Raw genomic sequence first — 23,147 nt, forward strand, 5'->3', positions numbered from 1 at the left:
ATGAAAAGATAGGATAATTAAAAAGAAAAACTATATAATGGTTCTTAAAATAAATATTAAAATTTAGAAAATGTTCACAAAAAGATTAGCTTTTACATATTTTATAACTGTTATATTGATATTTAACTCAGGTTGGGTTGATAGTGTTGTTTTATATAATTCATTTGGTGCCAGTGTTGCAGTAATGTCAGGTAACTTAAGAATTTTAGGGCATAGTATAGCTGATGCGGATTTACTTTTTGCATATAAAGTAGCAGTATTGGTTTGTGGTTTTATTATAGGTTCAGCTATCAATGGTGCGATAATAAAAACACCTGCTTATGTAGTCTCAGAAAACCATACAAAATCACTTGTGCTACAAAGTGCTATTATGCTTACAGGAACGATTTTAATAGATGTTTTTAGCAACACTAGAGTTATTGATGATCTATTCTTAGCTATGGCAATGGGAATGCAAAATAGTTTTACTACACTTTTTTTTGGGGGTTTTGCACGTACAACTCATATGACAGGGACTACTACGGACTTTGGTATCGAGATAGGTAAGGTTTTAAAAGGAGATAAAAGTAATATCTGGAAAATACCTTTTTATTTTACATGTATGACAGTATTTATTTTAGGTAATGCTGTTGGCGTACTATGGGTTAAAATTTCTGGAAATAACTACACGTTAATGCTCTTTCCATCAGTATTATTGCCAATATTTGTAGGAATTATAATACTGATGGTATATAGATTTAAAATAAAACAAAACCATCTTTCTTAAGATTAGAGGTTATAAAGTATAATATTATTGGCTTTTAGCACAAGGTACTAAATTCATCTTTTGTAAAGATTTCCAAGAGTCTTTAGCACATTTATCAAGTTTTTTATCTGGCATACAGTAACCTTCCCAACCACGATACTCTTGTACACTTAAGCAGTTTTTGAAACCTTTAATCTCCAAATATTTTGGTGTCCAGGTTGCTGAATTTGATCCAACCAATTGTTCTGGTTGTTTTGGCTGATCAATTGGTTGCACATCATTTTTATCAAAGTTTTTATTTATTGGCATAGCATCCATTGTTTTTGGAGCTTTTTTGGTAGTAACTTGTTGTGTGTTGACACTTGATGCGCTTGTTGGCATATCTATCGATATATCTTGTTGAGTTTCAGCAGCGAAGCAGATAGAGGTTGTTGCTAGTATTGTACATAAAAGTAGTTTTTTCATATTATTGTCCTTGTTAGAAGTCATCTATGTTTTGATTATATGTTATGTATTTTTATCTTTTTATTCAAGTTTTGATACTGTTTTATAAACGGTATATTTCAGAAAATTTATTTTCAAGATAGTTTATATAATAGTCTGAATTTAATTGTTCACCACACATGTTTTTGACAAGTTCATCAGCTTTTTTTAGACAGCCATACTGATGAATATGTTTTGTAAGATAAGTAAGAATTGGTTGTAAATTATCATCTTCTATAGATTTGTTTACATCAAATTCTTTATTCATATAATAGAAAAATTGTGAAGCATAAGCACTACCTAAAGCATAAGTTGGAAAATAGCCAAAAAGTCCAGCAGCCCAATGCACATCTTGAAGTATGCCGTTAGTATTATTATCAGGCGTTATACCTAGGTACTTTTCGTACTTTTCATTCCATAGTTTTGGTAGTTCAGCTACAGGAATATCTTTTTCAAAAATTTCTTTTTCAATTTCATAACGTACAAGTATATGCAAAGAGTAAGTTAGCTCATCAGCTTCTACGCGTATTAAGCTAGGAGCTACAAAATTTGCAGCTTTATAAAACTCTTCAACATTTGTGTTTGCTAAATTTTCTGGGAATATAGTTTGTAACTCATTATAATTTTTTAGCCAAAAAGCTTTGTTTTTACCTATTAGGTTTTCATAGAAGCGGGATTGTGATTCATGTATACCAAGACTCACACCAGTTCCTAATACCGTATTATAGATATCATCTCCGATATTTTGTTCATAAAGGGCATGGCCTGTTTCGTGAATTGTACTAAATAGTGATGAGCTAAATAAATCCTCAATGTAACGGGTAGTCATACGCACATCATATTTGTTAAAGTTTAGTGTAAAAGGGTGAGCGCTTTCTTTAAGTAAACCACTATCAAAGTTAAAACCTAATTGTTTAGCTATTTTTTTAGAATAGCTCTTTTGGCCCTCTATATCGTAACTTTTAGTTAGGCATGATATATCGACCTGCTGAGATTTTTTGATTTTTTCTAATAATGGCACAATCTTGGCTTTCAATTCTTTAAAGAAAAGTTCAAGTTTTTCTACAGTCATATTCTCCTCATAATCATCAAGTACAACATTATACGAGTGATTTGGGTCTCCGATTAAAAGAGCATAATTCTTTTTATATACGATGATTTTTTCTAAGTATGGAGCAAATTTTTCAAAGTCATTTTCCTGGCGAGCTTCAGCCCAAATGTTTTGAGCCTTTGAAATAAGTTGATTGTACTCGACATACGTATCTTTTGGAATTTTGCATAATTTATTTTGCTCTTTACTTGCCAGATATACTATTCTTTTATCTACATCATTAAGCTTGGAAGAGTTTGCATTTAAAATGTTTAAGCTTTTGATAAAATCTTTGTTATTAGTCAATTCATAAATTTTTTCACTAAAAAAACCAATAACTTCAGATGTGGTATTTACAGAGTTTTTAGGAGCTTCTGTTTCAAGATCCCAGTGCATTAATGAAATTACATGATTATATTTTTTCTTCGCCGAGAGAGTCTTCTTTAGGTTCTGTAGATGCTTTTGAATTTCGCTCATTTTTTTCTTTCACCTGTTGTTTTCTTTCGTTAGAAATAGTTCTTCTTAGAAGAGTATCATAGATAGGTTTTTGATGATGAATATATGTCAGCATGGATGCACTAAAACAAGTTATCATTAAAGGAAGCAGCAATTGGTAGTTCCAAGTCATTTCAACCACAAGTATTATACCTGTTAAAGGAGCACCTACTGTAGCTGTAAATAGGGCACTCATACCGGCAACTGCAAATACACCTGCTTCTACATTATATTGAGGAAATAGCTCGTTTACACCCATTCCATAAGCTAGTCCAAAAACAGTACCTAGAGCAATCATTGGTGCAAAAATACCACCGGTTACGCCAGTACCATAAGAAAATATCACACCAATAAATCTCAGCACAAACAAAGCAACTAGCATTTTTATAGGGACATTATCATCAAGAGAGTTTGCTATAACGATATAACCACCACCTACAGAGTTTGGTGATAGTACAACGCCGATACCAAAAATTATACAAACAATAGCTACTAAAACCCAATATCTTTTGCGAGACCCTTCAGAAAAAAAGTTTGCGACTTTTATTATAAGTTTGTTAAAAATCAAACCAAAATACCCAAAAAGTATACCTAGAACCATAAACAACCAAAGAGTGTTTTGAGGAACCGCTGAGAAAGTTTCTATGCGTATAGCAGGAGGGTTGCCTATAATTGCTCTAGAAACAATAGTACTTGCAATACAGGCAATAATCACACATTTAATAGCTGTTACGCTAAACCTGAACTTTCTATTCATTTCTTCTATAACAAAAAGAATACCTGAAATCGGGGTATTAAATGCTGCAGCTAAACCAGCGCCAGCACCTGCTGAAATAAGGGCATTAGCGTACTTTTTAGTTAGTTTAAATTTATCAACAAAGAGTTGAGCTACAGCAGCAGCAATATGGATAGATGGACCTTCTTTACCAAGGCTTAGACCTGACCCTAAAGAAAAAAGGCCACTAACAAACTTTACAGGAGCAACGCGAGCTCTAAGTTTACGGCAGCCTTTTAAGGTACCCTCGACTTCCTGTATACCGCTACCACCAGCCTCTTTAGCAAATTTTCTTACAATGTATAGAGATATAAATACCATACTCATAGTTATGGTAATAGAAACAATAATTTGTAAATAAATATTATCGCCACATAGAGAAAATAAGAACTCTTTACTATCGCCTATAGCTGTTAACAATAATTGGAAAGATGTGCCAACAAGGCCAACAATAACGCCTAAAAGAGCACCACAAAACACAAGCACCCATATGTGTCGGTTGTTTTTATAATATGTATCGAAAACTTTGTTACTCATAGGATGCTACTATAAGGTTTGTATGCAGAGATTATACATTCAAAGCTTAAATATAAAAACAGTAAACCAGATATATATATAAATATTATAAGTTATGTAATATTTTTAGTAATTAAGTTTGCTAACTTAGCAGATTTGTCTTCATCTCCTAGAGTACCTACCCTAATTTTTATCTCTGTTGATTTACCATCAAGATCTGACAGAGTTATATATACCTTTTCAGAACCAAGGTTCGCAACGACATAAGCTTTTTTAGAAGAGTATGTTTGACTGTCTAACTTATAGTCATTATTTGTTTGTATTGCTTTAATAGTAGCATTATATACTGTACGAATATCTTTAGGTACTTCTATTATGTAGTAACCGTTTATATAATAAACAGCCCCACCAGCTACGATAGCAGTGCCTATTAGTAATGCTGTTACTACACAGCTGTTTAGCATAGTAGTTACAAATAGTGCTAGACAGAGAAATTTAAGTTTCTTCATTATAGTTTATGTTGGGAATATTGCGGTTTAAAGTTTCTTGGATTTTATCCATCAACGTTGAAGATTTTGCTTGATCACCAAACTCACCAAATTTAATAGTCATCAAGAAGGTATCTTTTGATGTTGGTTCGATTTTTATATAAAAGTCAGTAGGGTCTGTTTTAGTTATTCCTTCAATAAGAGCATTTTCACCGCTATTGGTAGAACCTACTAATTTATAGTTGTTTTTATTGCCAAGAGTTTCTATAGAAGCGTTATATATATCTTTATAACTACCTTGCATCTCCATAATGTAAACACCATCAATGTAGTTTGTAGTCTGGTCACCGATAGATACTGCAGCAAGAAAACAGCTGTTTAGAGGTAAAACAAACAATGGGATAAGTAAGAATAAGTAAGCTTTTTTAACAAGTTTCATTTTGTTTGTTTAGCTAGCATTTTTTTGAATCTGATTCATTAACTCTGTAGACATAGCTTGATCACCAAAAGTACCAAATTTTATAGTCACTTTTGAAGCTTTGTCAGTTAAGTAAGATATTTTAATAGTAAAACTAGTACTATCAATCTTTGTTGCACCATCTATGTCAGCACTACTTTGAGAACCATCCGTACTTAGACTTTTAGATACAAGAACATAGTCATTATTATCATTTACAGCTTTTAGAGCAGCCTTATAGATGTCTTTATAATTACCTTCCATATTCATAGAGTATTCGCCATCAATATACGCTACAGAACCACCACCAACAACTAAAGCAGCAACAATACAGCTATTTAAGCCTAGTGTTGAGAAACATAAAATTAAAATAGACAATAATTTTTTAGAGTGTTTCATATCTGGTTAACCTCACTTTAATTATGATAAGTTTTTTTGGATTTGATTCATAAGAGCTTCAGAGGCAGCACGATCACCAAAAGTACCAAATTTAATAGTGACTTTAGAAGCTTTATCTGTAAGCTTTTCAATGTTTATACTAAAGTCAGTAGGGTCAACTTTAGTGCTACCATTAACAGAAGCAGTAGTCGGGGTAATAGTTTTTTTGCTTATAACATAGTTGTCATTACTTTGAGCAGCTTCAATTGCAGCATTATATAAATCTTTAATGCTTCCATTTAGATTCATGGAGTACTTACCTTGAACATAAGCAACAGTACCAGCACCAGCAGCACCAGCGACTATTAACCAACAGCTATTTAGTGATAAAACAGACACCGCCAAAACACCAGCAAACACAATTCTTTTCATCTTCATAAGTATTAAATTCCTAGACTATATATTTTGTTTAAATTCACTAGAGATATTATATCGACTTTTTAGAATAGTCAATATTTTAAGTAGTTTGCATTAGGGTATTTTTATTTGCTATTTCATTCTAGATAAAATCCCATCTTTTAAGATAAGTTGATGATAAAGAGCGGCTAAGATATGAAGTACGACTAATAAACCTAAGGCTGTTGCAAAAACACTGTGATAACTAAATATTTCCCAACCAAGACTTTGGTTTGTAGGTAGAAAATTTGGAAATGGTATCACAAAAAATATTTTCCATGGATACCCCATTAGTATTGATCCTATAAGACCTGATAAGCACATACCCATGATACAAATGTAAAGACCAAGGTGAGTGATTTTTGCAACCATATATTGCCATAATGGTAATGCAGGTGAATATGGTGGTTTATCACTAACAATCTTTGCGATAATTGTCAGAATAACGATAAAGAAAATACAGAGGCCAAAAGATTTATGTAAAGTAATAATTTGTTTAGATTCGAAAAGTCCCCATTCAAAGCCAAACCCCACCAAAAGTTGTAAAACTATAAAAATTGCTAATATTTTGTGTAATATCCGTAATGAGAAACTGTACATAATCTCTTAAATTGAAGTTTGATAACAATAATTTTACAACAGTTAAGTTAATTACTAAATTTCTTAATGTGTTTTTTTTATATATAATGATTTATATAGCTGATATTTAAGTTTATCAAATGTTTGAGAGTTCTAGTAAAAATACTTTTTCACTTATGAGCTGGAATGCTTTTAAGGTTGATCATAAAAGACCAGAAGTTTTTACTGATTTTATCGAGAGCATTTACTTCAAGCATGCTATAGATATTTTTTGTTTTCAAGAGGTCGTCAATCATGATAAATCTAGTTTTCCAATAGATTCTTTTGATGTTAATTTCGCGTCAAATATAGTTTTAAAAAATAAAAATTACGGGGTAGCTACAGTCTCTAAGTTTTCTACAATTAAAAGTGTTAAAGTTTTAACAACTCATAAAGAGTCAGTTATAAACACACACAAAGCATCATTAATCAGTCATTTAGATGTAAATGGTCAGAAAGTAATTGTAGTAAATATTCATGCAATAAATTTTAAAAGTAATAAGATTTATGAGTATGAGTTTGAAAAGATAAAAGAGCTAATTGGTCTTAAACAAAAAAGTCTTCCTATCATAATAGCTGGAGACTTTAATACTTGGAATCGAGTTAGGGTTAAACTTATTAAAGATTTTTGTCGTGAGTTTGGTTTTAAAATAGCTTTTCTAGATGAACCTGAGCTTGTGAAATCTTTTCAAAAAAACCATTTGGATTTTGTTTTATATAGAGATTTGTGTTTAGAAAAAGCAAAGGTTTTAAATTGCCAGAAAATATCTGATCATAACCCTATAATCGTTGATTTTAGGCTGGGTTAACTATCCACCATAAGCTTTAGTTTTTTCTGTAATAAGGTCATAGCAAAGATCTGTAAGCTCAGCAACACTATAATCTTTAGGATCAATAGCTTTACCAAAAGACATTCTAGCAATACCTGGTTTGACGAAGTCGCCTTTTTTGCGACCAAAATAAACGCCAAAATTATGTGCAACTGGAATTACAGGAACATTGGTAACTGTAGCTAGTTTCATTGCAGAACGGTGAAACTTAGGATACTCGCCAACAGGTACTCTAGTACCTTCAGGGAAAACAATAATACTAAGTTTCTTATTGTTTACTCTATCTTGACCTTCTTCTAGAACTTTTTTTATTGCAGATAGCCCCTTTTCTCTATCAACCCCGATTGCTTCAGCAAACTTATTTGTTTTACCGAAAACAGGTTTTTCTAAGAGCTCTTGTTTCATTACGAAACAACATTTACTTATCAAACCATAAAATACAAAAGTTTCTAACATTGATTGATGTTTGGATATATAGATACAAGGTTTATCTGGAATAATATTTTCTTTGCCTTCGATTTTTACATAAATCTGTAGGATTACAAGTACTCCAAGACGATATAAACATGACCATAACCAGCATACAAAAAGTCTGACTCTTAGGGATGCACCTAAAACTCCAACTACATTCATTAGTATACAACACAGCATTAGAGCAATGTAAGCATAAAGAGTGAACACTTTCATTCTTGCAAGTAATAAAAAGTTTAATATCTTTTTCATAGACTTAAAACTACCCTTTGAAATCTTTAGTTTTAGCAGTGATTATTTTATGGCAGTATGCTGTTAGGCTTTTAGAATCATAATCTTTAGGATCTATTCTTTTACCAAAGTCCATTCTAGCAATACCTGGTTTTATATTGTCGTTCCAGCTTTTAGGAAAAAATCTTCCAAAGTTATGAGCAACTGGGATGATAAAAGTATCTGCATCAGTAGCTAGCTTCATCGCAGAACGTTGAAAATCAGGGTACTCACCAACTTCTACTCGTGTACCTTCTGGGAAGATGACTACATTAACGCCCTCAGCAAGGCTTTTTTTACCATCAGTGACTACTTTTTTTAGAGATTCTCTAGGTTTATCTCTGTCGATAGCAATACTACCTAAGTTTTTCATTGCAGAACCAAATATTGGAGCGTCGAAAAGTTCTTTTTTCATAATGAAATGACATTTACCTATAAAGCCATAAAACATGAATGTTTCTAGCATAGATTGGTGTTTTGAAACATATATGCATGTATAGTCTTTATCGATGTTTTCTTTGCCTGTAACACGGACAAAAACTTGTAGGAATACTAACATTCCTAACCAGTATAAGTAAGTCCAAACAAAGCAAACAGCCATCCGCCAAGATAATGGAAGTTTAAAGAAGGTGAATATATTGATTAATATACAACTACCACCAATTACCGCAAGAGAGTAAAGCTGAAAAGCTGACATTCTTGCCCACATAAATACTGCCCAAATCTTTTTGAGAAAAGATTTCATTAAGTTATTCTCCATTTATTTTTATATAGCAAATCAAGTGATTTTCGTTCTGTTTGTATACGAACATCACAAATATAATTAAGTAGTATTATAACACTTTTTTTAGCTATAGTAATTTTGAAAATTATTAGAAATAAGAAGTTCTATTTATTTTAGATATGTTAAGAGTAATTATCTTTCAAGATGCTTGAGTTTATCTTTGACGGAAGCCCAATTGTCAGCATCTTCACAAGGTTCGCATTTTTCAACGATATTTGGCCATTCTGCTGCTAACTCACGATTTAACTCAACAATCATGTCTTCTTGATCACCTAAATCATCACTTGATTTTATAGCATCTACAGGGCATTCAGGTTCACATAAGGCACAATCAATGCACTCATCAGGGTTTATTACAAGCATGTTTGGACCCTCGTAGAAGCAATCTACAGGACAAACTTCTACGCAATCACCATACTTACACTTTATACAGCTTTCTGTAACTACAAATGGCATCTTATAAATCCTTTGTTTTAGTCTTTTTTAAAATTGAAACCCGAAGATTATAGCATAGTTTAAAAAAAGGTAAAATATTTGGGTTACATCCAATAAATATTAATAATATGTTTTTTACATAAATTTTAAATTAATTATTTTTTGTGTTTTAGTTGCGATGCTTAGTTTTTTATGTTTTAATTATTGTGAGGGTAAAATAAAATTAAACAAAAATAAAGGTGGGTGGTAATTATGAAATATAAAGCATTAATAATCGGAGCTATCACTTTGGGTGCTCTGTCATTAGCTAATGCAAATGCTAATAGAGTTGATAATTCAGGAGATATTACTTTAGGGCATTCATCGTCGGCGAAAGAAAATCCTAATGGTCCTTTGAATACTCGTTATGGAGCTATAGAGTTCAAGAATTTAACACCAGACACAGATTATATTATAGAAGCAGATGATAAAAAAAGTAAGGATGGAACCTTTTTGATTCGCAATCCAATAACTGTAAAACCAGGAGAAACAGCAAAGCTGCAGTTTGCAATGAATTGGGGAGAAAATGCGGCAATGGATGCAGAAGCAGATGTGCATTGTGAATCTAGTGGAGGTGCTTCTGCTACTCTGTTTATTGGTGGAGTAGCATCAGGTCACTATAATGTAGAAGCTTCTTGCAGAGCTGTTGCTAGACTTACACAGAAAGCTTATTTGGGTATAGCAGCTACATCTCATCCGGTTGCAAAAGTCTCAGCTGTTACTCATCATAAAACTAAAAGCGATTGTGTTGTTAAATTTAAAGATAGCTATATTAGTGTCAATCCGATTACATACGCGGCTGCTAATGTTCATCAAAGCTTAGATAATATGGCATATGATGACGGCTATCTTGTGTGGAGTGGCAAAACATATAAAGGATATGTTACTAATAATCATTTTGAACCAACTGCATCAGAAATAGATCAACCAACAGCCTATGTTTACTCCCCAACTTGGGCAAAAACTACAATTGAGCGTTGCGCAGGAGATCCTCAATAGACAAAGTTTTTTCTTATAATTCATGTTACACTTTATAGTAGGTGAACATTAATAATAAAATTTTTCATGAAAGCTGAACTAAATCCAAAAAAACTTATATCCTTTACAACTATTGGTGTTGCTGTTTTATTTTTAGCAACTTATTTCTTATCGATATGGGATAACCATAATGTTTTATGTAATCCGTTTATATCTGGATGTTCAGATATTACACATGCTGGCTTTTCTTCGTATGAAAACTATATGTTGAAAGCAGTTCTTATCCCTACAGCTACTTTAATGGCTGTGATATTTTTCTTTATTCAACACTGGCTTGTAGAGATTAGTGATCATAATAAATCAGTAATTAAGCAAGGTAAAATCATACTGTTTTTAGCTATAATTGGCTGTATTGGTTTGATAGTAGGTACTTCTGTAATAGATGGTGATAATACGCTTATGAAAGTTCATCTAAAAGGAGTAGCTATATTTTTTGTGACTATGAGTGTTTGCCAGATTTGGTATACAATTTTAGAATTTAAATACTCAGATAAAGTAAATAAGCTACCTATGATCATGCGTCGTGTAGCTATACTGGTTACAATAGTATTTTCTGTTTGGTCAATATTTATGGATCAAACAACTGTTAACCATAATATTGTAGAGTGGTGGGGTGTTTATGCTCTTATCTTTTGGTTTTGGACTTTTTCTATCAATAAAAGGATAGATTGTTAGTCTTTTAATTCTAGTTTTAATTTTTTTTATACACCATCAGTTATAATTAGTACATAAATCTCCAATTGAGAAACACTTATGTCTATAAAATCACTATTCAACAATCAGGACTTAAATCAATATATTGATGACAAATCAATCAACCTAGATTCAATTGCTATAGAACTTTTTAATAAAGCAAAGAATGATGAATACTCTAATATGCTTAGTTCACCAAACCAGCTTCAACTACTGAGTATCTTTATAAAAATGATTGGAGCTAAAAATATTTTAGAAATTGGCACTTTTCGTGGATTTGGTACTTTAGTTATGGCTCAAGCACTTCCTGTTGATGGTAGAGTAGAGGCTTGCGATATAAGCCATGAATATATCGAGCCATATAAGTGTTTTTGGCAAAAAGCTGGTGTAGCTGATAAGATTAATCTCAATATAGCACCTGCATTGGAAACACTAAGGAAGTTTATTTCCCAAAAGAAAGCTTTTGATTTTGTGTATATAGACGCTGACAAGGGAAATTATCTTAACTATTATAAAAGTAGCCTACAGTTATTAAATACAGGTGGCATAATAGCTATCGATAATGTTTTATGGTCTGGCAGGGTTGCAGATATTTATCAAAGTGATGAACAAACACAGGCTATACGAGAGTTAAATGATTTTATTAAGAATGATAAAAGAGTAGAGAGTTGTATTATATCTATAGGTGATGGAATAAACCTCGTTAGAAAATTATAAAACTAACAATAAGTGGTTACGAAGTCTCAGAGATTATATGATCACCAGAAATATTATATTTATTTAGGTATTCAGTGCCACCAGTTACATATAAAGAATATGCATCAGATTTATCTGGGCTTGAGACTTTTACTATGTAAGCAGATTCTTTTTGAGCTAAAAACTGAATAAAGTTCACATATTCATTACTAGTTGATAGCCAACAACTCATCTTTATCGTTATATAATTCTACATAAAAACGATTTGAAATGTATTTTGGTGTAACAAGTATGGTTACAATTTGCTTTTGATTACTATTAATAATGTAGTCATCACCAATTTTATCTTTCATTGAGCCGTTAGTTAAGAAAGATGTATCTAAATCCTTTTTCTTAGAAGCAAAATCTGTGTCATAAAACTCATATAAATCGAAAGTTCTAGAGGTATTATAGTCATAAGGAACTGTATGTTGAGTCACTATTTTACCATTAGCTATATAGTTTCCATTTTTATCTCTATCATAACCATGCTCCCCAATTGGACCAAGAGGACCAAGAACCCCCCATAGTCCTAAAGCTCTAACATGTACGACGAAATTATTTTTTAAGAATAACTCTCCTTTGTAGTAATTATCTCCTGTAAAAGGCCCTTTATACCCAAGAGGACCATCTTTATCAAGAGAACCAAAGAAAGAGCGATAATAATCTATAATAGCAGTTGTTGAGGTTAAGGAGGGAGTGTATGGTTTTAGTTTTTGGACAGCACCATTTTCACCAAGAGGCCCATAACTTCCAAGAGGTCCATACCTGCCTAAAGGCCCATCTTTTAGTAAATATATTTTGTTTACAATATTTACTTTGGGTGAAATAGAGCTGATATTACTTTCTAAAGCCTCAATAGATGAAGCCGTTACATATTTGATCTTCGAATAATCATCAGACCAGTTTTCATTTACATTATCGCTATCATTTGATGACTCGGATGCTTTAATATATTTAGGAGATGAATAATCTTTTTTCCAGCTCTCGCTAGTCGTGTTATCAGCAAATATAGAACTTGTACTAAAAATAGTTAATAAAAAAACAGTTAGTTTGTTAAATCCTTTAATCATAAGAAAGTCATATATAGATAGTACGCTATAATGATTCTAGCTTTAAGTTGAAGTTAAATCAATGGAGTTATTTTAATAATGATGAAAAAAAAGTTAAGATAAAGTAATGAAAAAATTATTGATTATTGTACGCTTTGATTGCTTTATCAAGAAGTTCCATAGCTCTTTTTAAAGAGTCTTCTTCTAGGATATAAGCTATACGAATTTCATCTTTACCAAGACCTTTTGTAGCATAAAAATCAGCTGCCGGTGAAACCATTACAGTTTCACCATTATCTTCAAAGTCAGTAAGTAACCACAGTGCAAATTTTTCAGCATTATCTATAGGTAGTTTAGCAACCACATAAAAAGCACCTGTTGGCTTCTCACAAACAACATCTTCCATTTTTGAAAGTGCTGCAAAAGTTATATCACGACGGTTTTGGTACTCTTCATTTACTTCTTTTAAGTACTTTTCACTTACGCCATATAATGCTGCTGCGCCAACTTGTTCAAGAGTTGCTACACATAGTCTTGTTTGGCAAAGCTTATTAACTTCAGCTATGAACTCTTTATTTTTAGAGCAAAGTGAACCAACCCTAGCACCACAAGCACTGTAGCGCTTTGAAACTGAATCTACAATTATTACTCTATCTTCAACACTTTTGATATTACCAAAAGAAGTACAAGTAAGACCATCATATGTAAACTCACGATAAACTTCATCACTAATTATAAAAAGATCTTTTTCTAGTGCTACTTCTGCTAAAATCTCAAGCTCTTCTTTAGAGTATACAACGCCTGTAGGGTTACCAGGGTTAGAGATCATGATAGCTCGAGTCTTAGGAGTTACACAAGCTAGTATTTCTTCTTTACTTGGCAGGTGAAAACCATCTTCCGCTTTTGTTGTGATTGGTTTGATAGCTACATCAACGGCTGTTGTAAAGCCATTATAATTTGTATAAAAAGGTTCTGGAACTAAAATCTCTTCGCCAGCATTACAAAGAGCAATTGCTGCAAAGATAAGTGCTTCTGAGCCACCATTTGTAATTAATATCTCATCTTCTTTGTAGTCAATATCAAACCTTTTGTAGTATTCTGAAATTGCTTTTATAAGATTTATGTCGCCACTTGAAACAGCGTACTCAATAGTTTCTTTATCAAAAGCACGGATAGCATCCATAAACTCGTTAGGAGTTTTAATATCTGGTTGACCGATGTTTAAATGGTAAACCTTTTTGCCTGCTTTTTCAGCAGCAATTGAATAAGGCACTAGTTTACGAACTGGAGAGGCTTGCATCGCCTTTACTCTTCTTGAAAGTTGCATTTTTATATCCTTTGGTTTCAAAATCACTCTAAGAGTATAATATATTTTAATCACTCATAAAATATATTTTTTGCATAGTAACTATAGTTAAGATATAGCTTAGATAAGATGAGATTTATTATAAGTAGATGAGGAGTTTAAAGGAACTGGTTTGCTTTTATATTTGTTCAGAGTTTTTTCTAGGATTCTGATAGAGCAGCATTACAGCAGATATAGTAGCTAATGAGGATCTTGTATTTGGAGAAGTTGTTTTGTTAAACCAAATATTGCCACCATTTATAACTTCAACAGCACCCATAGGACTATTATTTATAGAAAATATGTAGCCAGTCGGAGTACCCATTGTAATAGATGTTGAGGCAAACTTTTCTGTTCCCGATACATTAATTTGCGTACCATTATCTGTCATAACACCTTGTAGCGAAGAGTTGATACTAGGTTGAGATATGAAAAGTTTTGCAGTTTTATTATGATTTTGCATGATACAAATCAACTGTTGGTTGGATGAAGATTCAAAAGATAGGCTTCCACCAAAAAAATTTTCAATCTTAAGTTGATTCCAAGATGCACCTGAAATACATTCTACATTCCATAATAGCTGATCATTTTTGTTAATTGAAAAATTATATTTCTGTTCTGTGTTTGAAGAACTATCCCCTAGTATTGATAAGTCATGCTTTTTAGTCCAGCCTCGATTAATATCAGTGATATAATACGGACCAAAACTTAATTTATTACTAAAGGCTGAAAATGTAAGTCCTTCAACAGGTATTTTATTTGAGTTGTTTGCTAAATTAACAGGCATAGCCATATGAGCAGCACAACTACTCAATACAATGCTCATAAATAAAATAGCAATAGTCTTTAAAGTTTTACAATAAGGTTTGATAAAGAAGTTATTCAATTTCGTTTTTAATATATGGTCTGATTAAGACCGAAAATTATACAGACAAATACTATCACTACAAGGGTTTATCAAGTAATTTTAAATGGTTTTTGTATATCTGCTTAAGCATGATATATTTACATACAGAAAAAAGTATATTTTGATTTCAATGTTATTACATTTATCTATTAAAAACTTCGCTATTATCAAGTCAAGTGAAATTGATTTTAAAAAAGCGATGACTGTACTTACAGGTGAAACAGGTGCAGGTAAATCAATACTTCTTGATGCACTTAGCTTTGTATTAGGTGCAAGGCTTGAAAAGTCATTTTTGCATGATAATGATGTTACAGAAGTATCCGCGACATTTTGTATAAAAGACAATCATCGCGCTAAAGAATTACTTGATGAGTTGTTTATAGATTATGATAACGAGTGTATATTTCGCAGAGTTGTAAACAAATCTAAGCAAAGTAGATTGTTTATAAATGGAAGTGTAGCCAGAGCAAGCGATATACAAAAAATTTCAGATAGGCTTATAAACATCTATAGCCAACACTCTCATCAAGATTTATTAAATCCAAAATCTCAACTAAACTTGTTAGATACTTTTGCAAGTAATGATAGTTTAGTAACGAAAGTTTCAAACAATTTTTGTGAGCTACAAAAAATAACAGCTCAGATAAGAAACTTAGAAGAACTAGTAGAAAGCCAAAATAGTCAAAAAGAACTTTTAGAGTATAAGCTTGATGAACTTGTAGCATTAGAGCTAGATGAAAATGAGTTTGAAGAGCTATCAGGTAAACAAAAGAGTCTTTCAAGTGTAGATGAGGTTAGCTATAGCTTAAATTACATCAGTAATGTACTTTATGATAATGATGAAAATATCATTTCAATGCTGACTCAACTTGAGAAAGAAACATCAAAACTTATAGAAGATAAATCTTTTGAAACTCTTGCGGATCTAATAACACAAACAAAAGTTTATGCTCAAGAAGGTTATGATGAGGCTCAAAATAAGCTAGGATCTTTAGAGCAAGACCCAGAAGAGTTAGCACAAGTGGAAGCCAGGATGGGACAAATATACGATCTTGCACGAAAGCACAAAGTTGAGCCTAGTTATTTGTATGGTTATATTGCAGAGCTTCAAGCAGAGTTAGAAAGTTTCTCACAAGAAAATGATAGCTTAAATGCTCTAAAAGACAAAGAGCAACAGCTTTTACAAGAATACCTAACACAAGCTTCAAAGCTTACGCAAGCACGCCAAAAAGCAGCTAAGGATTTTTCAAAGCAGGTTGAGAAAAATATCAGATCACTAAATATACCAAAAGGTAGTTTTGTTGCACAGATTTTGCCATTAGATAGTAAAACAGCTAAAGGTGTTGATAAATGCGAATTTATGATTAACTTTAATTTGGGTGAACAACTAGCACCTGTTAAAAAAGTTGCATCAGGCGGAGAGCTTAGTCGTATAGGGTTGTCCATACAAGCAGTATCAGCTGAGAAAAGATCATATCCTACACTAGTTTTTGATGAGGTAGATGTTGGTATATCTGGTGGTACAGCTGAAATTGTCGGTAAGCTACTAAAAAGTTTGTCACAAAAGTTACAAATACTTTGTATCACCCACCAAGCACAAGTTGCTGCACAGGCTGATTGTCATTTACATGTATCTAAAAAATACCTTAAAGATACTACAGAGTCTAAGATTATTGAATTAGATCAAGATCAACGAATCCAAGAGATTGCTAAAATTGTTGGTGGTATAGATATTTCTGAAAATACTCTAAAGCATGCTAGAGAGCTTTTATCTATTTAAGAGTATATTGTTAGATATATTACTCTTCTGTAACCTTGCCGATGCTCCAATAAGTACCACCTACGCCGTCTCCTGTAAAAGTTATAGGAAACATGTATGATTTGTTGCACGCATTTACATTCCATGTTTCACCCCACTGAAGCACACTAACTCTTTTGTGGTTAGATATTGTTGAGATTCTTTTTAATACAGATGCTACATAAAAGCTAGTGTTTTGTTCAAGCTGTTCTTTTGATGTGCTACATCTTTTAGAGTATAAGTATCTCTGTATATTATCAAGGGTGTCATGTTTTAGTAAGGCTGAAGTGAAGGATCCGCTAAACATTGTTCTAACTAATGGGGCTGGATCATTCTTAGTGCCTATTGAATAGTAAAGTTTCGCAGGTTTATCGTTTCCGTAAATAAAATAATGTAGAGTAACTTTTTTATATTCACCACAGGCTTGATATTCAAGACTTTGAATCGAAGCCATAACAGTTTCTTTAGTTTGCTTATCTTGGCTAGTAACAGGTTTAGTTGCCTTAGAAACACTTTCTATTTGAGGTACTTTGTCGCAGTTAAACTTAACAACATCATACATAAATAATGCGTTTGTTATATCGTTAGGGAGCTTATCTGAAGCATAAAGATTAGTAGTTAAAGACAACAATAGGATAACATAGGCAAAAAATTTCAAACTAGAAAATCCTTAAGCTTTGATAGATCTATCAAAAACATTATCAATCTCTTTTAGATAAGTCTTTTTGATACCTTCAAAATCCATTTCTGGAACATCTAAGTTGATTCCATGCTCAGACTTCATAATTTCTTGAAGCTTTTGTGAGAATGACTCGCCAGCTTTTAGTTCAAATGCTACTTGTTGTACGATTTTGTAGCAATCTTCTCGCATAAAATCTGTATTTGCGATCAAGAAATGCAGATAGAAGCTTGAGAGGTAAGCACTTGTACCTTTTACTCTATCTTCAATGATGTCTTTTTGTACTACAAGATTGTCGATAGTATTTCTCATTCTGCGCAAAGTATAAACCATGATGCCGAAGTTATCAGGCAGGTAAAAACGCTCAGCAGATGAGTGAGAAATATCTCTTTCATGCCAAAGTACACAGTTTTCTAATGCGATAGATACATGAGAGCGTAGCATTCTAGCCATACCTGTTAGGTTTTCTGTAGAGATTGGATTTTTCTTATGAGGCATAGTAGAAGAGCCTTTTTGACCCTTAGAGAAGCCTTCATAAACTTCAAATACATCACTTCTATGTAAATGGCGTATCTCAACAGCTAATCTCTCAATTGCAGCAGCAATTAGACCATGGATAGATACAAGCTTAGCGATTCTATCTCTAGGGATAACTTGTGTAGATACTTCTTCAACTGGAAGACCTAGTATAGCAGCAGCTTTTTTCTCATCTTCTGTAGTAAGGATGCAATAGTTACCTACAGCGCCAGAAAACTGAATAGTGAGACCATCTTTTTGGAAGTCTTTTAGCTCTTTTAAGCGGCGTTTGAATTCAACATACGCACCTAGGAATTTTTGACCAAAGCTCATAGGTTCAGCAAACATACCATGGCTTCTACCCATTGTGATGATTTGTTTTGTCTCTTGTGCCTTAGCTAATAAAGAATCACATAAAGCTTCTAAGTCTTTTACCACATAGTCTAAAGATTCACGAATTTGTAGGCTCAAAGCTGAATCAATAATGTCTGATGAAGTCACACCAAAGTGGAAAAATTTACCTGTCTCAGCTGTAAATTGCTCAGCAATAGAAGTACAAAAAGCGATAATATCATGCTTTGTAACCTTCTCAATCTCATCAACACGACTTGGACGAATCTCTGCTTTTGCACGAATCTCTGCCGCTGTACCTTTTGGAACCATTTTGTCTTCAAGAGCTTCTAATATAGCTAACTCTACTTCTAGCATTTTTGTATATTTACTTTCATCAGCCCAAATATTTGAGATTTCAGTGACATCGTATCTTTTTATCATCGTTTTATCCTTGTTATTAAAACACTAATGGTAGACATAAAGTAAAGGAGTATCGACACCGATCTTTATGAAAAATTTGATTTAAAAATTGAATATAGTTTAATTTTCTCAAATAGGGAGGTATTGTCAATATATAACTAGTTCAAAAGCTATTGAAATGACAAGATATATCACAAGGTTAAAGTTCATTTATCATTCAATATATGTTAGAGTCACAAATATAACAACTTCTTTAAGGGTAACAATGAGAAAGACCTTGATCATTTTAGCAACTGCTTTAACAATTATATCTGTAGGTTATAGTTCTGACCTAAATGGTAAGGATTATATTTCAACTGACACAGGTACAGTCTATAAGTATAAAACTATAGATGAAAATGGTAAGCTTAAGTTTTTTATTAGTACAACAATCAAGAGTTGTAATGAAGATAAGAGTTTGTGTCATTATGTTAGTGAGCTTAAAGATTCATCAAATACTAAAGTTTCAGGTACAAAATATGATTACGCTTACGAGATAAGAGAAGATGGTTCTATTTATACTGTATCTCCTGGATCAGAAGTGGAAACTAAACTATTTCCAGCAAAGATAAAGTTTGGTGAGGTTGAGAAGGATCATCAAAATATAGAGGGTAGAGATGTTACAGATTCATCAGAGTTTAAAAAGCAAATTCCAGAAATTAATATTGCGGGTAAAACTTATAAAGACTGTGTTGAGCTTGATGTTAATTCAACTATCAAATTTAAAGATCAGGTTATAAAAACTGAAAGTGAAGAGTTTTATTGTAAGGGTGTTGGTTTAGTTAAAGAAAAGCTAAAAGAAACTCACAACTCTGACAAACCAATGATTTATACAAATATTTTGACATCTGTAAAAAATAAATAGCTATTTTAAAAAAATGTTTTAAGAAATTTATCTTGTGACATCAGTCACTAATTGGGTTTTATATAGATAAGATTTTAAGTGATTTTGATGAATTAAAACTGAGGTTGTACAAAAGGTATAACTTGTTTTTTACGGCTTAAAACACCATCCAACCACATTTGGTTATTTTCTAGTTTTTTATCGAAAGCAGCTTCGATTTTGCTTGGCTCATCGCTCACACAAAGAAGCTGAGAACCCTCTTTCATTACATCTGTTAAAAGAACTAGCATTGTATGAAGCCCTTCTTCTTCTTTCATAGCGACCATGTCTACATAGATTTCATCTTTTCTATCATCTAGAGTAGAGATATCTATCATCTCAAGCTGATTTACTCCAACTTTATGGCCATTCATCATAAACGGCTTGTAGTCTTTGGTATTTAGTTGTCTAGCTGTTGCACCTACTGTCGCAGATTTCACAATAAACATCTCCATAGCTAATGCTTTAGGGTCTTCTACCCCTGCTATTTTTGCAAGCTCATTTACTGCTTTGATGTCGACTTCTGTACAAGTTGGTGATTTAAACATTACTGTGTCGCTTAGGATAGCAAGCATCATCATACCTGCGATATCTTTAGGGATAGCTACACCTAAAGCATCATAAACTTCTTTTACGATAGTATTAGAGCAACCAATAGGTCTAATCCAGCATTCAAGTGGAGTAGATGTCATCATATCTCCAAGTTTGTGGTGGTCAATAATACCAACAATAGTTGCTTCATCTATATCATCTTGAAAATGTGCCTTATCTGTTGAGTCAACAACATATACTTTTTCACCTGCTACAGATGTTTTAAGCTCAGGCAATTTACCATCAAACTTATCTAATATAAATTTTGTTTCATTAGATATCTCACCTAGTCTTACAGGAAGATACTCCTCTTTCTCAACTTGGTTTTTTAGGTAAGCTATAGATATAGCACCCACGATTGAATCACTATCTGGATTTTTGTGTCCGAAAACATATACTGACATAAATTAAAGCCTTTTTTTATTTTTTAAAAATTGTACTATATTTTTTTAAATATTTACAAACTTACTTTTGAAAACATTTTTCTAACAGTTCTTTCATTTTATCTGTGCCTAGCTCATTCATAAGGTTTATATTTCGCTCTGGGATATTGTCAGGGTCTGGGTAGTTTGTCACTGCTTTTTCAAGACTTGCTTCTCGTATAAGGTGTAGCATCTGATACGGCGAACGATTCGTATAGTTCTCAGCATCATCAAACTCTGTATCTGCAAACTGATAATTTGGGTGAAAGCTAGCTATTTGAAATACTCCATCTAGCTCCATATCTATAAGTAAGTTATCTGCTAGCTCTAAGAAATCATTATAATTATAAAAATCATGCAAAATATTTGGATGAATAAGCAGAGTTGTTTCAATATTTATATTATTGTATAACAGCTCTAGTTCTGCTTTTAGGTCCATAAGTAGTTGATCTTGTGCCGTAACTTCCGAAACTGTATATCGCACTCTATCTTTTACTACTTCACGCTTTGCAAAGGGACAAAGATTCATACCTACTACAATTTTCTCTACCCAGTTTTTAGTGGGTATAATAATGTTTTGATTATTCATATAATTTATTGAGGTGATACTGTTTCATAAAATTGGTTAATTAATAAAAAGTATACTATTGAAGGTGTTTATTTACTATCGACAAGTTTTGAAAAGTTGGTGGTTTCAGTTTTAAAGATTAAAAAATAATGTTTATAATGAATGTTCGAATAAATTAACTAGATTTGATATGGAATATTTCACACACCTAAATTCAGATGATATAGATAATGCAAAATATGCGATTTTGCCTGGTGACCCTAAACGGGCGAAAGATTTAGCTTTTTGTATTGATGAAAGTGCTATTAAACTTAAAGAAAACCGCCAACACGCTAGCTATTTAGCATATGCAGATAAAACACCAATACTTGTGGTAAGTACAGGAATGGGGTGTCCTGCAATACATGCTGTAACGATAGAACTTAACCGTTTAGGATTAAAAAACCTTATTCGCATAGGGACATGTGGTGCTATTAAACAAAGTATAAATTTGGGAGATATAGTTTTTACTAAAGCTGCTGTTAAGCTTGATGGTATCTCAAAACAGTACTTAGATGTTGCTTATCCAGCGGTTGCATCTCATAGTCTTACTCAATCATTTGTAGCTGCAGCAAAAGAGTATAATGTTCCATATCATGTAGGAATAACTGCCTCATCAGATACATTTTGGCCAGGCCAAGAGCGAGTTGATAACTTTTCAGGTTATTTGTTGCGTAACTTACAGGGTTCTATGCAAGAATGGCGTGCACTAAATGTTTCTAATTTTGAAATGGAAGCGTCAGCACTACTTTCTGCGGCGCATATATTAGAGATGAAAGCTATTTGTTTTTGTGGAGTATTAGCTAAGCGAGTAGATAGCGAAGAGATTTCAACGGATGCTAAAGCTATAGCTAAAAAGAACTGGGAAACTATACTAAAGCCTGGTTTGTTGAATGATATAAAAAAACGAGAAAGTCAGGTTGGAGGAATAGTAAAATGAATATAGATAATCAAACAAAACTATACCATATTGGATTTTCTCGTGAAGATGTAGAGTATGCAACACTTGCAATACTTACAGATGATAGTGATTATACTAAAGATTTAGCACTTGCTTTAGACTCTAAAGCAAGATTAATCTGCATCAATCGTGAGTATCATAGCTACATAATCCATGTAAATGAAACACCTGTACTCATTGTATCTACTGGTTTTGGTGGTCCTGCGATGGGAATCGGTTTAGAAGAGCTTTCTATGCTTGGGTTAAAAAGCTTTATAAGACTAGGAGAAACAGGAGCTGTACGCGAATATTTACAAGTTGGAGATTTTGTTATTGCTAAAGGGGCATTACGCCAAGAAGGAACCTCTCAACATTATGCTCCGATTAATTATCCTGCTAGTGCTGACTTTAGTTTTGTTGAATTTGCAGAACAAGCAATGATTTCTTCTGAACTTAGATACAGAATTGGCGTAGTAGCAAGTACAGATATACTTTGGCCAAAGCAAACAGCTAGTGATTTATTTGATAAATGTAGTATAGATTATCAGCATAAATTATTAAAAAGTTGGCGAGATTACCGTATACTTTCAGCAGATAACACTACAGCAACTTTGCTAACTATAGCTAACGTTTTTAATCTTCAAGCTATAAGCATACTAGATGTTATTGATAAAATAGATACACCTGAATATGAGCTTTCGAATATAAAACGCGATGATGCCGTTCGTATTGAAAAATGGTGTAAATTCCTACCTAATCTTATGGAATCTATTTTAGATAAGTAGAGTTTTTCTTAATAACTTCTATTAATAATTATTT

At 32.6% G+C, this 23,147-nt stretch carries 28 protein-coding genes; 9 read left to right on the plus strand and 19 right to left on the minus strand.

Annotated features, from left to right (window positions below):
* Positions 1-70 precede the first annotated feature (70 nt).
* A complete protein-coding gene (locus tag FLM55_RS06105) occupies positions 71-766 on the plus strand; it encodes a YoaK family protein (protein ID WP_178948478.1) in 696 nt (231 codons plus the stop codon).
* Positions 767-790: 24 nt separating this feature from the next.
* Here the strand turns inward: FLM55_RS06105 and FLM55_RS06110 are convergent, their stop codons facing one another.
* The 8 genes from FLM55_RS06110 to FLM55_RS06145 form a co-directional block, all read right to left on the minus strand.
* Positions 791-1,210, minus strand: coding sequence for a hypothetical protein (locus FLM55_RS06110; RefSeq protein WP_178948479.1), 420 nt, complete (start codon positions 1,208-1,210; stop codon positions 791-793).
* Between the two features lie 82 nt (positions 1,211-1,292).
* Positions 1,293-2,795, minus strand: a complete 1,503-nt coding sequence (locus FLM55_RS06115) for a carboxypeptidase M32 (RefSeq protein ID WP_178948480.1) — start codon at positions 2,793-2,795, stop codon at positions 1,293-1,295.
* A complete protein-coding gene (gene clcA / locus FLM55_RS06120; protein WP_178948481.1) occupies positions 2,731-4,125 on the minus strand; it encodes a H(+)/Cl(-) exchange transporter ClcA in 1,395 nt (464 codons plus the stop codon). The genes FLM55_RS06115 and clcA overlap by 65 nt, the downstream gene beginning before the upstream one ends.
* A 92-nt stretch (positions 4,126-4,217) precedes the next feature.
* Positions 4,218-4,616, minus strand: coding sequence for a DUF3568 family protein (locus tag FLM55_RS06125; RefSeq protein ID WP_373193976.1), 399 nt, complete (start codon positions 4,614-4,616; stop codon positions 4,218-4,220).
* Positions 4,600-5,031 (minus strand): DUF3568 family protein, encoded by a 432-nt coding sequence (locus FLM55_RS06130; protein WP_178948483.1) that lies wholly within the window; start codon positions 5,029-5,031, stop codon positions 4,600-4,602. The genes FLM55_RS06125 and FLM55_RS06130 overlap by 17 nt, the downstream gene beginning before the upstream one ends.
* Positions 5,032-5,040: 9 nt before the next feature.
* Entirely contained in the window at positions 5,041-5,448 is a 408-nt protein-coding gene (locus tag FLM55_RS06135) for a DUF3568 domain-containing protein (protein WP_178948484.1), read from the minus strand.
* 21 nt (positions 5,449-5,469) lie between these two features.
* On the minus strand, positions 5,470-5,865 hold the full coding sequence (locus FLM55_RS06140) for a DUF3568 family protein (RefSeq protein WP_178948485.1): 396 nt from the start codon (positions 5,863-5,865) through the stop codon (positions 5,470-5,472).
* 111 nt (positions 5,866-5,976) lie between these two features.
* Positions 5,977-6,483, minus strand: coding sequence for a cytochrome b (locus FLM55_RS06145; RefSeq protein ID WP_178948486.1), 507 nt, complete (start codon positions 6,481-6,483; stop codon positions 5,977-5,979).
* Positions 6,484-6,602: 119 nt separating this feature from the next.
* On the opposite strand from FLM55_RS06145, the gene FLM55_RS06150 reads away from it, so the two are divergent.
* On the plus strand, positions 6,603-7,310 hold the full coding sequence (locus tag FLM55_RS06150) for an endonuclease/exonuclease/phosphatase family protein (protein ID WP_178948487.1): 708 nt from the start codon (positions 6,603-6,605) through the stop codon (positions 7,308-7,310).
* Here the strand turns inward: FLM55_RS06150 and FLM55_RS06155 are convergent, their stop codons facing one another.
* The 3 genes from FLM55_RS06155 to fdxA all read right to left on the minus strand — a co-directional run bounded on the left by FLM55_RS06155 (position 7,311) and on the right by fdxA (position 9,312).
* A complete protein-coding gene (locus FLM55_RS06155; RefSeq protein ID WP_178948488.1) occupies positions 7,311-8,054 on the minus strand; it encodes a 1-acyl-sn-glycerol-3-phosphate acyltransferase in 744 nt (247 codons plus the stop codon).
* 10 nt (positions 8,055-8,064) lie between these two features.
* Positions 8,065-8,817, minus strand: a complete 753-nt coding sequence (locus FLM55_RS06160; RefSeq protein WP_178948489.1) for a 1-acyl-sn-glycerol-3-phosphate acyltransferase — start codon at positions 8,815-8,817, stop codon at positions 8,065-8,067.
* 171 nt (positions 8,818-8,988) lie between these two features.
* A complete protein-coding gene (gene fdxA / locus FLM55_RS06165) occupies positions 8,989-9,312 on the minus strand; it encodes a ferredoxin FdxA (protein WP_112870809.1) in 324 nt (107 codons plus the stop codon).
* A gap of 231 nt (positions 9,313-9,543) precedes the next feature.
* Between fdxA and FLM55_RS06170 the strand changes: the two genes are divergently transcribed.
* From FLM55_RS06170 to FLM55_RS06180, 3 genes are all read left to right on the plus strand, one after another.
* On the plus strand, positions 9,544-10,329 hold the full coding sequence (locus FLM55_RS06170) for a hypothetical protein (RefSeq protein WP_178948490.1): 786 nt from the start codon (positions 9,544-9,546) through the stop codon (positions 10,327-10,329).
* Positions 10,330-10,395: 66 nt separating this feature from the next.
* Positions 10,396-11,043, plus strand: a complete 648-nt coding sequence (locus FLM55_RS06175; protein WP_178948491.1) for a hypothetical protein — start codon at positions 10,396-10,398, stop codon at positions 11,041-11,043.
* A 78-nt stretch (positions 11,044-11,121) separates the two neighbouring features.
* Positions 11,122-11,778 carry an O-methyltransferase gene (locus FLM55_RS06180; RefSeq protein ID WP_178948492.1) on the plus strand — a complete coding sequence of 219 codons (657 nt, stop codon included), beginning with the start codon at positions 11,122-11,124 and terminating at the stop codon, positions 11,776-11,778.
* Positions 11,779-11,794: 16 nt separating this feature from the next.
* Here the strand turns inward: FLM55_RS06180 and FLM55_RS06185 are convergent, their stop codons facing one another.
* The 4 genes from FLM55_RS06185 to FLM55_RS06200 all read right to left on the minus strand — a co-directional run bounded on the left by FLM55_RS06185 (position 11,795) and on the right by FLM55_RS06200 (position 15,019).
* The gene (locus FLM55_RS06185; RefSeq protein ID WP_178948493.1) at positions 11,795-11,989 is read right to left on the minus strand and encodes a hypothetical protein; all 195 of its coding nucleotides are present in this window, start codon (positions 11,987-11,989) and stop codon (positions 11,795-11,797) included.
* Positions 11,967-12,869, minus strand: a complete 903-nt coding sequence (locus tag FLM55_RS06190) for a hypothetical protein (protein ID WP_178948494.1) — start codon at positions 12,867-12,869, stop codon at positions 11,967-11,969. The genes FLM55_RS06185 and FLM55_RS06190 overlap by 23 nt, the downstream gene beginning before the upstream one ends.
* 115 nt (positions 12,870-12,984) lie before the next feature.
* A complete protein-coding gene (locus tag FLM55_RS06195; protein WP_178948495.1) occupies positions 12,985-14,175 on the minus strand; it encodes a pyridoxal phosphate-dependent aminotransferase in 1,191 nt (396 codons plus the stop codon).
* Positions 14,176-14,332: 157 nt separating this feature from the next.
* The gene (locus tag FLM55_RS06200) at positions 14,333-15,019 is read right to left on the minus strand and encodes a hypothetical protein (RefSeq protein WP_178948496.1); all 687 of its coding nucleotides are present in this window, start codon (positions 15,017-15,019) and stop codon (positions 14,333-14,335) included.
* 211 nt (positions 15,020-15,230) lie between these two features.
* Here FLM55_RS06200 and recN point away from each other — a divergent pair, with 211 nt between their 5' ends.
* Positions 15,231-16,880, plus strand: a complete 1,650-nt coding sequence (recN, locus tag FLM55_RS06205; protein ID WP_178949081.1) for a DNA repair protein RecN — start codon at positions 15,231-15,233, stop codon at positions 16,878-16,880.
* A gap of 19 nt (positions 16,881-16,899) precedes the next feature.
* Here recN and FLM55_RS06210 read toward each other — a convergent pair whose 3' ends face one another.
* Together FLM55_RS06210 and purB are read right to left on the minus strand one after the other, a co-directional pair.
* Positions 16,900-17,556 (minus strand): hypothetical protein, encoded by a 657-nt coding sequence (locus FLM55_RS06210; protein ID WP_256868856.1) that lies wholly within the window; start codon positions 17,554-17,556, stop codon positions 16,900-16,902.
* A gap of 12 nt (positions 17,557-17,568) precedes the next feature.
* Positions 17,569-18,867: an adenylosuccinate lyase gene (purB, locus tag FLM55_RS06215; RefSeq protein WP_178948497.1), complete on the minus strand. Its 1,299-nt coding sequence runs from the start codon at positions 18,865-18,867 to the stop codon at positions 17,569-17,571.
* 244 nt (positions 18,868-19,111) lie between these two features.
* On the opposite strand from purB, the gene FLM55_RS06220 reads away from it, so the two are divergent.
* A complete protein-coding gene (locus tag FLM55_RS06220; protein WP_178948498.1) occupies positions 19,112-19,750 on the plus strand; it encodes a hypothetical protein in 639 nt (212 codons plus the stop codon).
* A gap of 92 nt (positions 19,751-19,842) precedes the next feature.
* Here FLM55_RS06220 and FLM55_RS06225 read toward each other — a convergent pair whose 3' ends face one another.
* Together FLM55_RS06225 and FLM55_RS06230 are read right to left on the minus strand one after the other, a co-directional pair.
* Complete coding sequence (locus tag FLM55_RS06225; protein ID WP_178948499.1) at positions 19,843-20,763, minus strand: manganese-dependent inorganic pyrophosphatase; 921 nt, start codon at positions 20,761-20,763, stop codon at positions 19,843-19,845.
* Between the two features lie 61 nt (positions 20,764-20,824).
* Entirely contained in the window at positions 20,825-21,370 is a 546-nt protein-coding gene (locus FLM55_RS06230; protein WP_178948500.1) for a DUF1415 domain-containing protein, read from the minus strand.
* A 169-nt stretch (positions 21,371-21,539) separates the two neighbouring features.
* Here FLM55_RS06230 and FLM55_RS06235 point away from each other — a divergent pair, with 169 nt between their 5' ends.
* Both FLM55_RS06235 and FLM55_RS06240 read left to right on the plus strand, forming a co-directional pair.
* Positions 21,540-22,328 carry a nucleoside phosphorylase gene (locus tag FLM55_RS06235; protein WP_178948501.1) on the plus strand — a complete coding sequence of 263 codons (789 nt, stop codon included), beginning with the start codon at positions 21,540-21,542 and terminating at the stop codon, positions 22,326-22,328.
* Positions 22,325-23,113: a uridine phosphorylase gene (locus FLM55_RS06240; RefSeq protein ID WP_178948502.1), complete on the plus strand. Its 789-nt coding sequence runs from the start codon at positions 22,325-22,327 to the stop codon at positions 23,111-23,113. Before FLM55_RS06235 ends, FLM55_RS06240 begins: the two co-directional genes overlap by 4 nt.
* Positions 23,114-23,147 lie beyond the last annotated feature (34 nt).

Source organism: Francisella sp. Scap27 (assembly GCF_013394105.1).
GTDB lineage: Bacteria > Pseudomonadota > Gammaproteobacteria > Francisellales > Francisellaceae > Francisella > Francisella adeliensis.

Excerpts from the sequence above, each read along its gene's own strand:
- FLM55_RS06105 (WP_178948478.1), top strand. The coding sequence starts at position 71 with ATGTTCACAAAAAGATTAGCTTTTACATATTTTATAACTGTTATATTG.
- FLM55_RS06110 (WP_178948479.1), bottom strand. The coding sequence starts at position 1,210 with ATGAAAAAACTACTTTTATGTACAATACTAGCAACAACCTCTATCTGC.
- FLM55_RS06115 (WP_178948480.1), bottom strand. The coding sequence starts at position 2,795 with ATGAGCGAAATTCAAAAGCATCTACAGAACCTAAAGAAGACTCTCTCG.
- clcA (WP_178948481.1), bottom strand. The coding sequence starts at position 4,125 with ATGAGTAACAAAGTTTTCGATACATATTATAAAAACAACCGACACATA.
- FLM55_RS06130 (WP_178948483.1), bottom strand. The coding sequence starts at position 5,031 with ATGAAACTTGTTAAAAAAGCTTACTTATTCTTACTTATCCCATTGTTT.
- FLM55_RS06135 (WP_178948484.1), bottom strand. The coding sequence starts at position 5,448 with ATGAAACACTCTAAAAAATTATTGTCTATTTTAATTTTATGTTTCTCA.
- FLM55_RS06140 (WP_178948485.1), bottom strand. The coding sequence starts at position 5,865 with ATGAAGATGAAAAGAATTGTGTTTGCTGGTGTTTTGGCGGTGTCTGTT.
- FLM55_RS06145 (WP_178948486.1), bottom strand. The coding sequence starts at position 6,483 with ATGTACAGTTTCTCATTACGGATATTACACAAAATATTAGCAATTTTT.
- FLM55_RS06150 (WP_178948487.1), top strand. The coding sequence starts at position 6,603 with ATGTTTGAGAGTTCTAGTAAAAATACTTTTTCACTTATGAGCTGGAAT.
- FLM55_RS06155 (WP_178948488.1), bottom strand. The coding sequence starts at position 8,054 with ATGAAAAAGATATTAAACTTTTTATTACTTGCAAGAATGAAAGTGTTC.
- FLM55_RS06160 (WP_178948489.1), bottom strand. The coding sequence starts at position 8,817 with ATGAAATCTTTTCTCAAAAAGATTTGGGCAGTATTTATGTGGGCAAGA.
- fdxA (WP_112870809.1), bottom strand. The coding sequence starts at position 9,312 with ATGCCATTTGTAGTTACAGAAAGCTGTATAAAGTGTAAGTATGGTGAT.
- FLM55_RS06170 (WP_178948490.1), top strand. The coding sequence starts at position 9,544 with ATGAAATATAAAGCATTAATAATCGGAGCTATCACTTTGGGTGCTCTG.
- FLM55_RS06175 (WP_178948491.1), top strand. The coding sequence starts at position 10,396 with ATGAAAGCTGAACTAAATCCAAAAAAACTTATATCCTTTACAACTATT.
- FLM55_RS06180 (WP_178948492.1), top strand. The coding sequence starts at position 11,122 with ATGTCTATAAAATCACTATTCAACAATCAGGACTTAAATCAATATATT.
- FLM55_RS06185 (WP_178948493.1), bottom strand. The coding sequence starts at position 11,989 with ATGAGTTGTTGGCTATCAACTAGTAATGAATATGTGAACTTTATTCAG.
- FLM55_RS06190 (WP_178948494.1), bottom strand. The coding sequence starts at position 12,869 with ATGATTAAAGGATTTAACAAACTAACTGTTTTTTTATTAACTATTTTT.
- FLM55_RS06195 (WP_178948495.1), bottom strand. The coding sequence starts at position 14,175 with ATGCAACTTTCAAGAAGAGTAAAGGCGATGCAAGCCTCTCCAGTTCGT.
- FLM55_RS06200 (WP_178948496.1), bottom strand. The coding sequence starts at position 15,019 with ATGAGCATTGTATTGAGTAGTTGTGCTGCTCATATGGCTATGCCTGTT.
- recN (WP_178949081.1), top strand. The coding sequence starts at position 15,231 with ATGTTATTACATTTATCTATTAAAAACTTCGCTATTATCAAGTCAAGT.
- purB (WP_178948497.1), bottom strand. The coding sequence starts at position 18,867 with ATGATAAAAAGATACGATGTCACTGAAATCTCAAATATTTGGGCTGAT.
- FLM55_RS06220 (WP_178948498.1), top strand. The coding sequence starts at position 19,112 with ATGAGAAAGACCTTGATCATTTTAGCAACTGCTTTAACAATTATATCT.
- FLM55_RS06225 (WP_178948499.1), bottom strand. The coding sequence starts at position 20,763 with ATGTCAGTATATGTTTTCGGACACAAAAATCCAGATAGTGATTCAATC.
- FLM55_RS06230 (WP_178948500.1), bottom strand. The coding sequence starts at position 21,370 with ATGAATAATCAAAACATTATTATACCCACTAAAAACTGGGTAGAGAAA.
- FLM55_RS06235 (WP_178948501.1), top strand. The coding sequence starts at position 21,540 with ATGGAATATTTCACACACCTAAATTCAGATGATATAGATAATGCAAAA.
- FLM55_RS06240 (WP_178948502.1), top strand. The coding sequence starts at position 22,325 with ATGAATATAGATAATCAAACAAAACTATACCATATTGGATTTTCTCGT.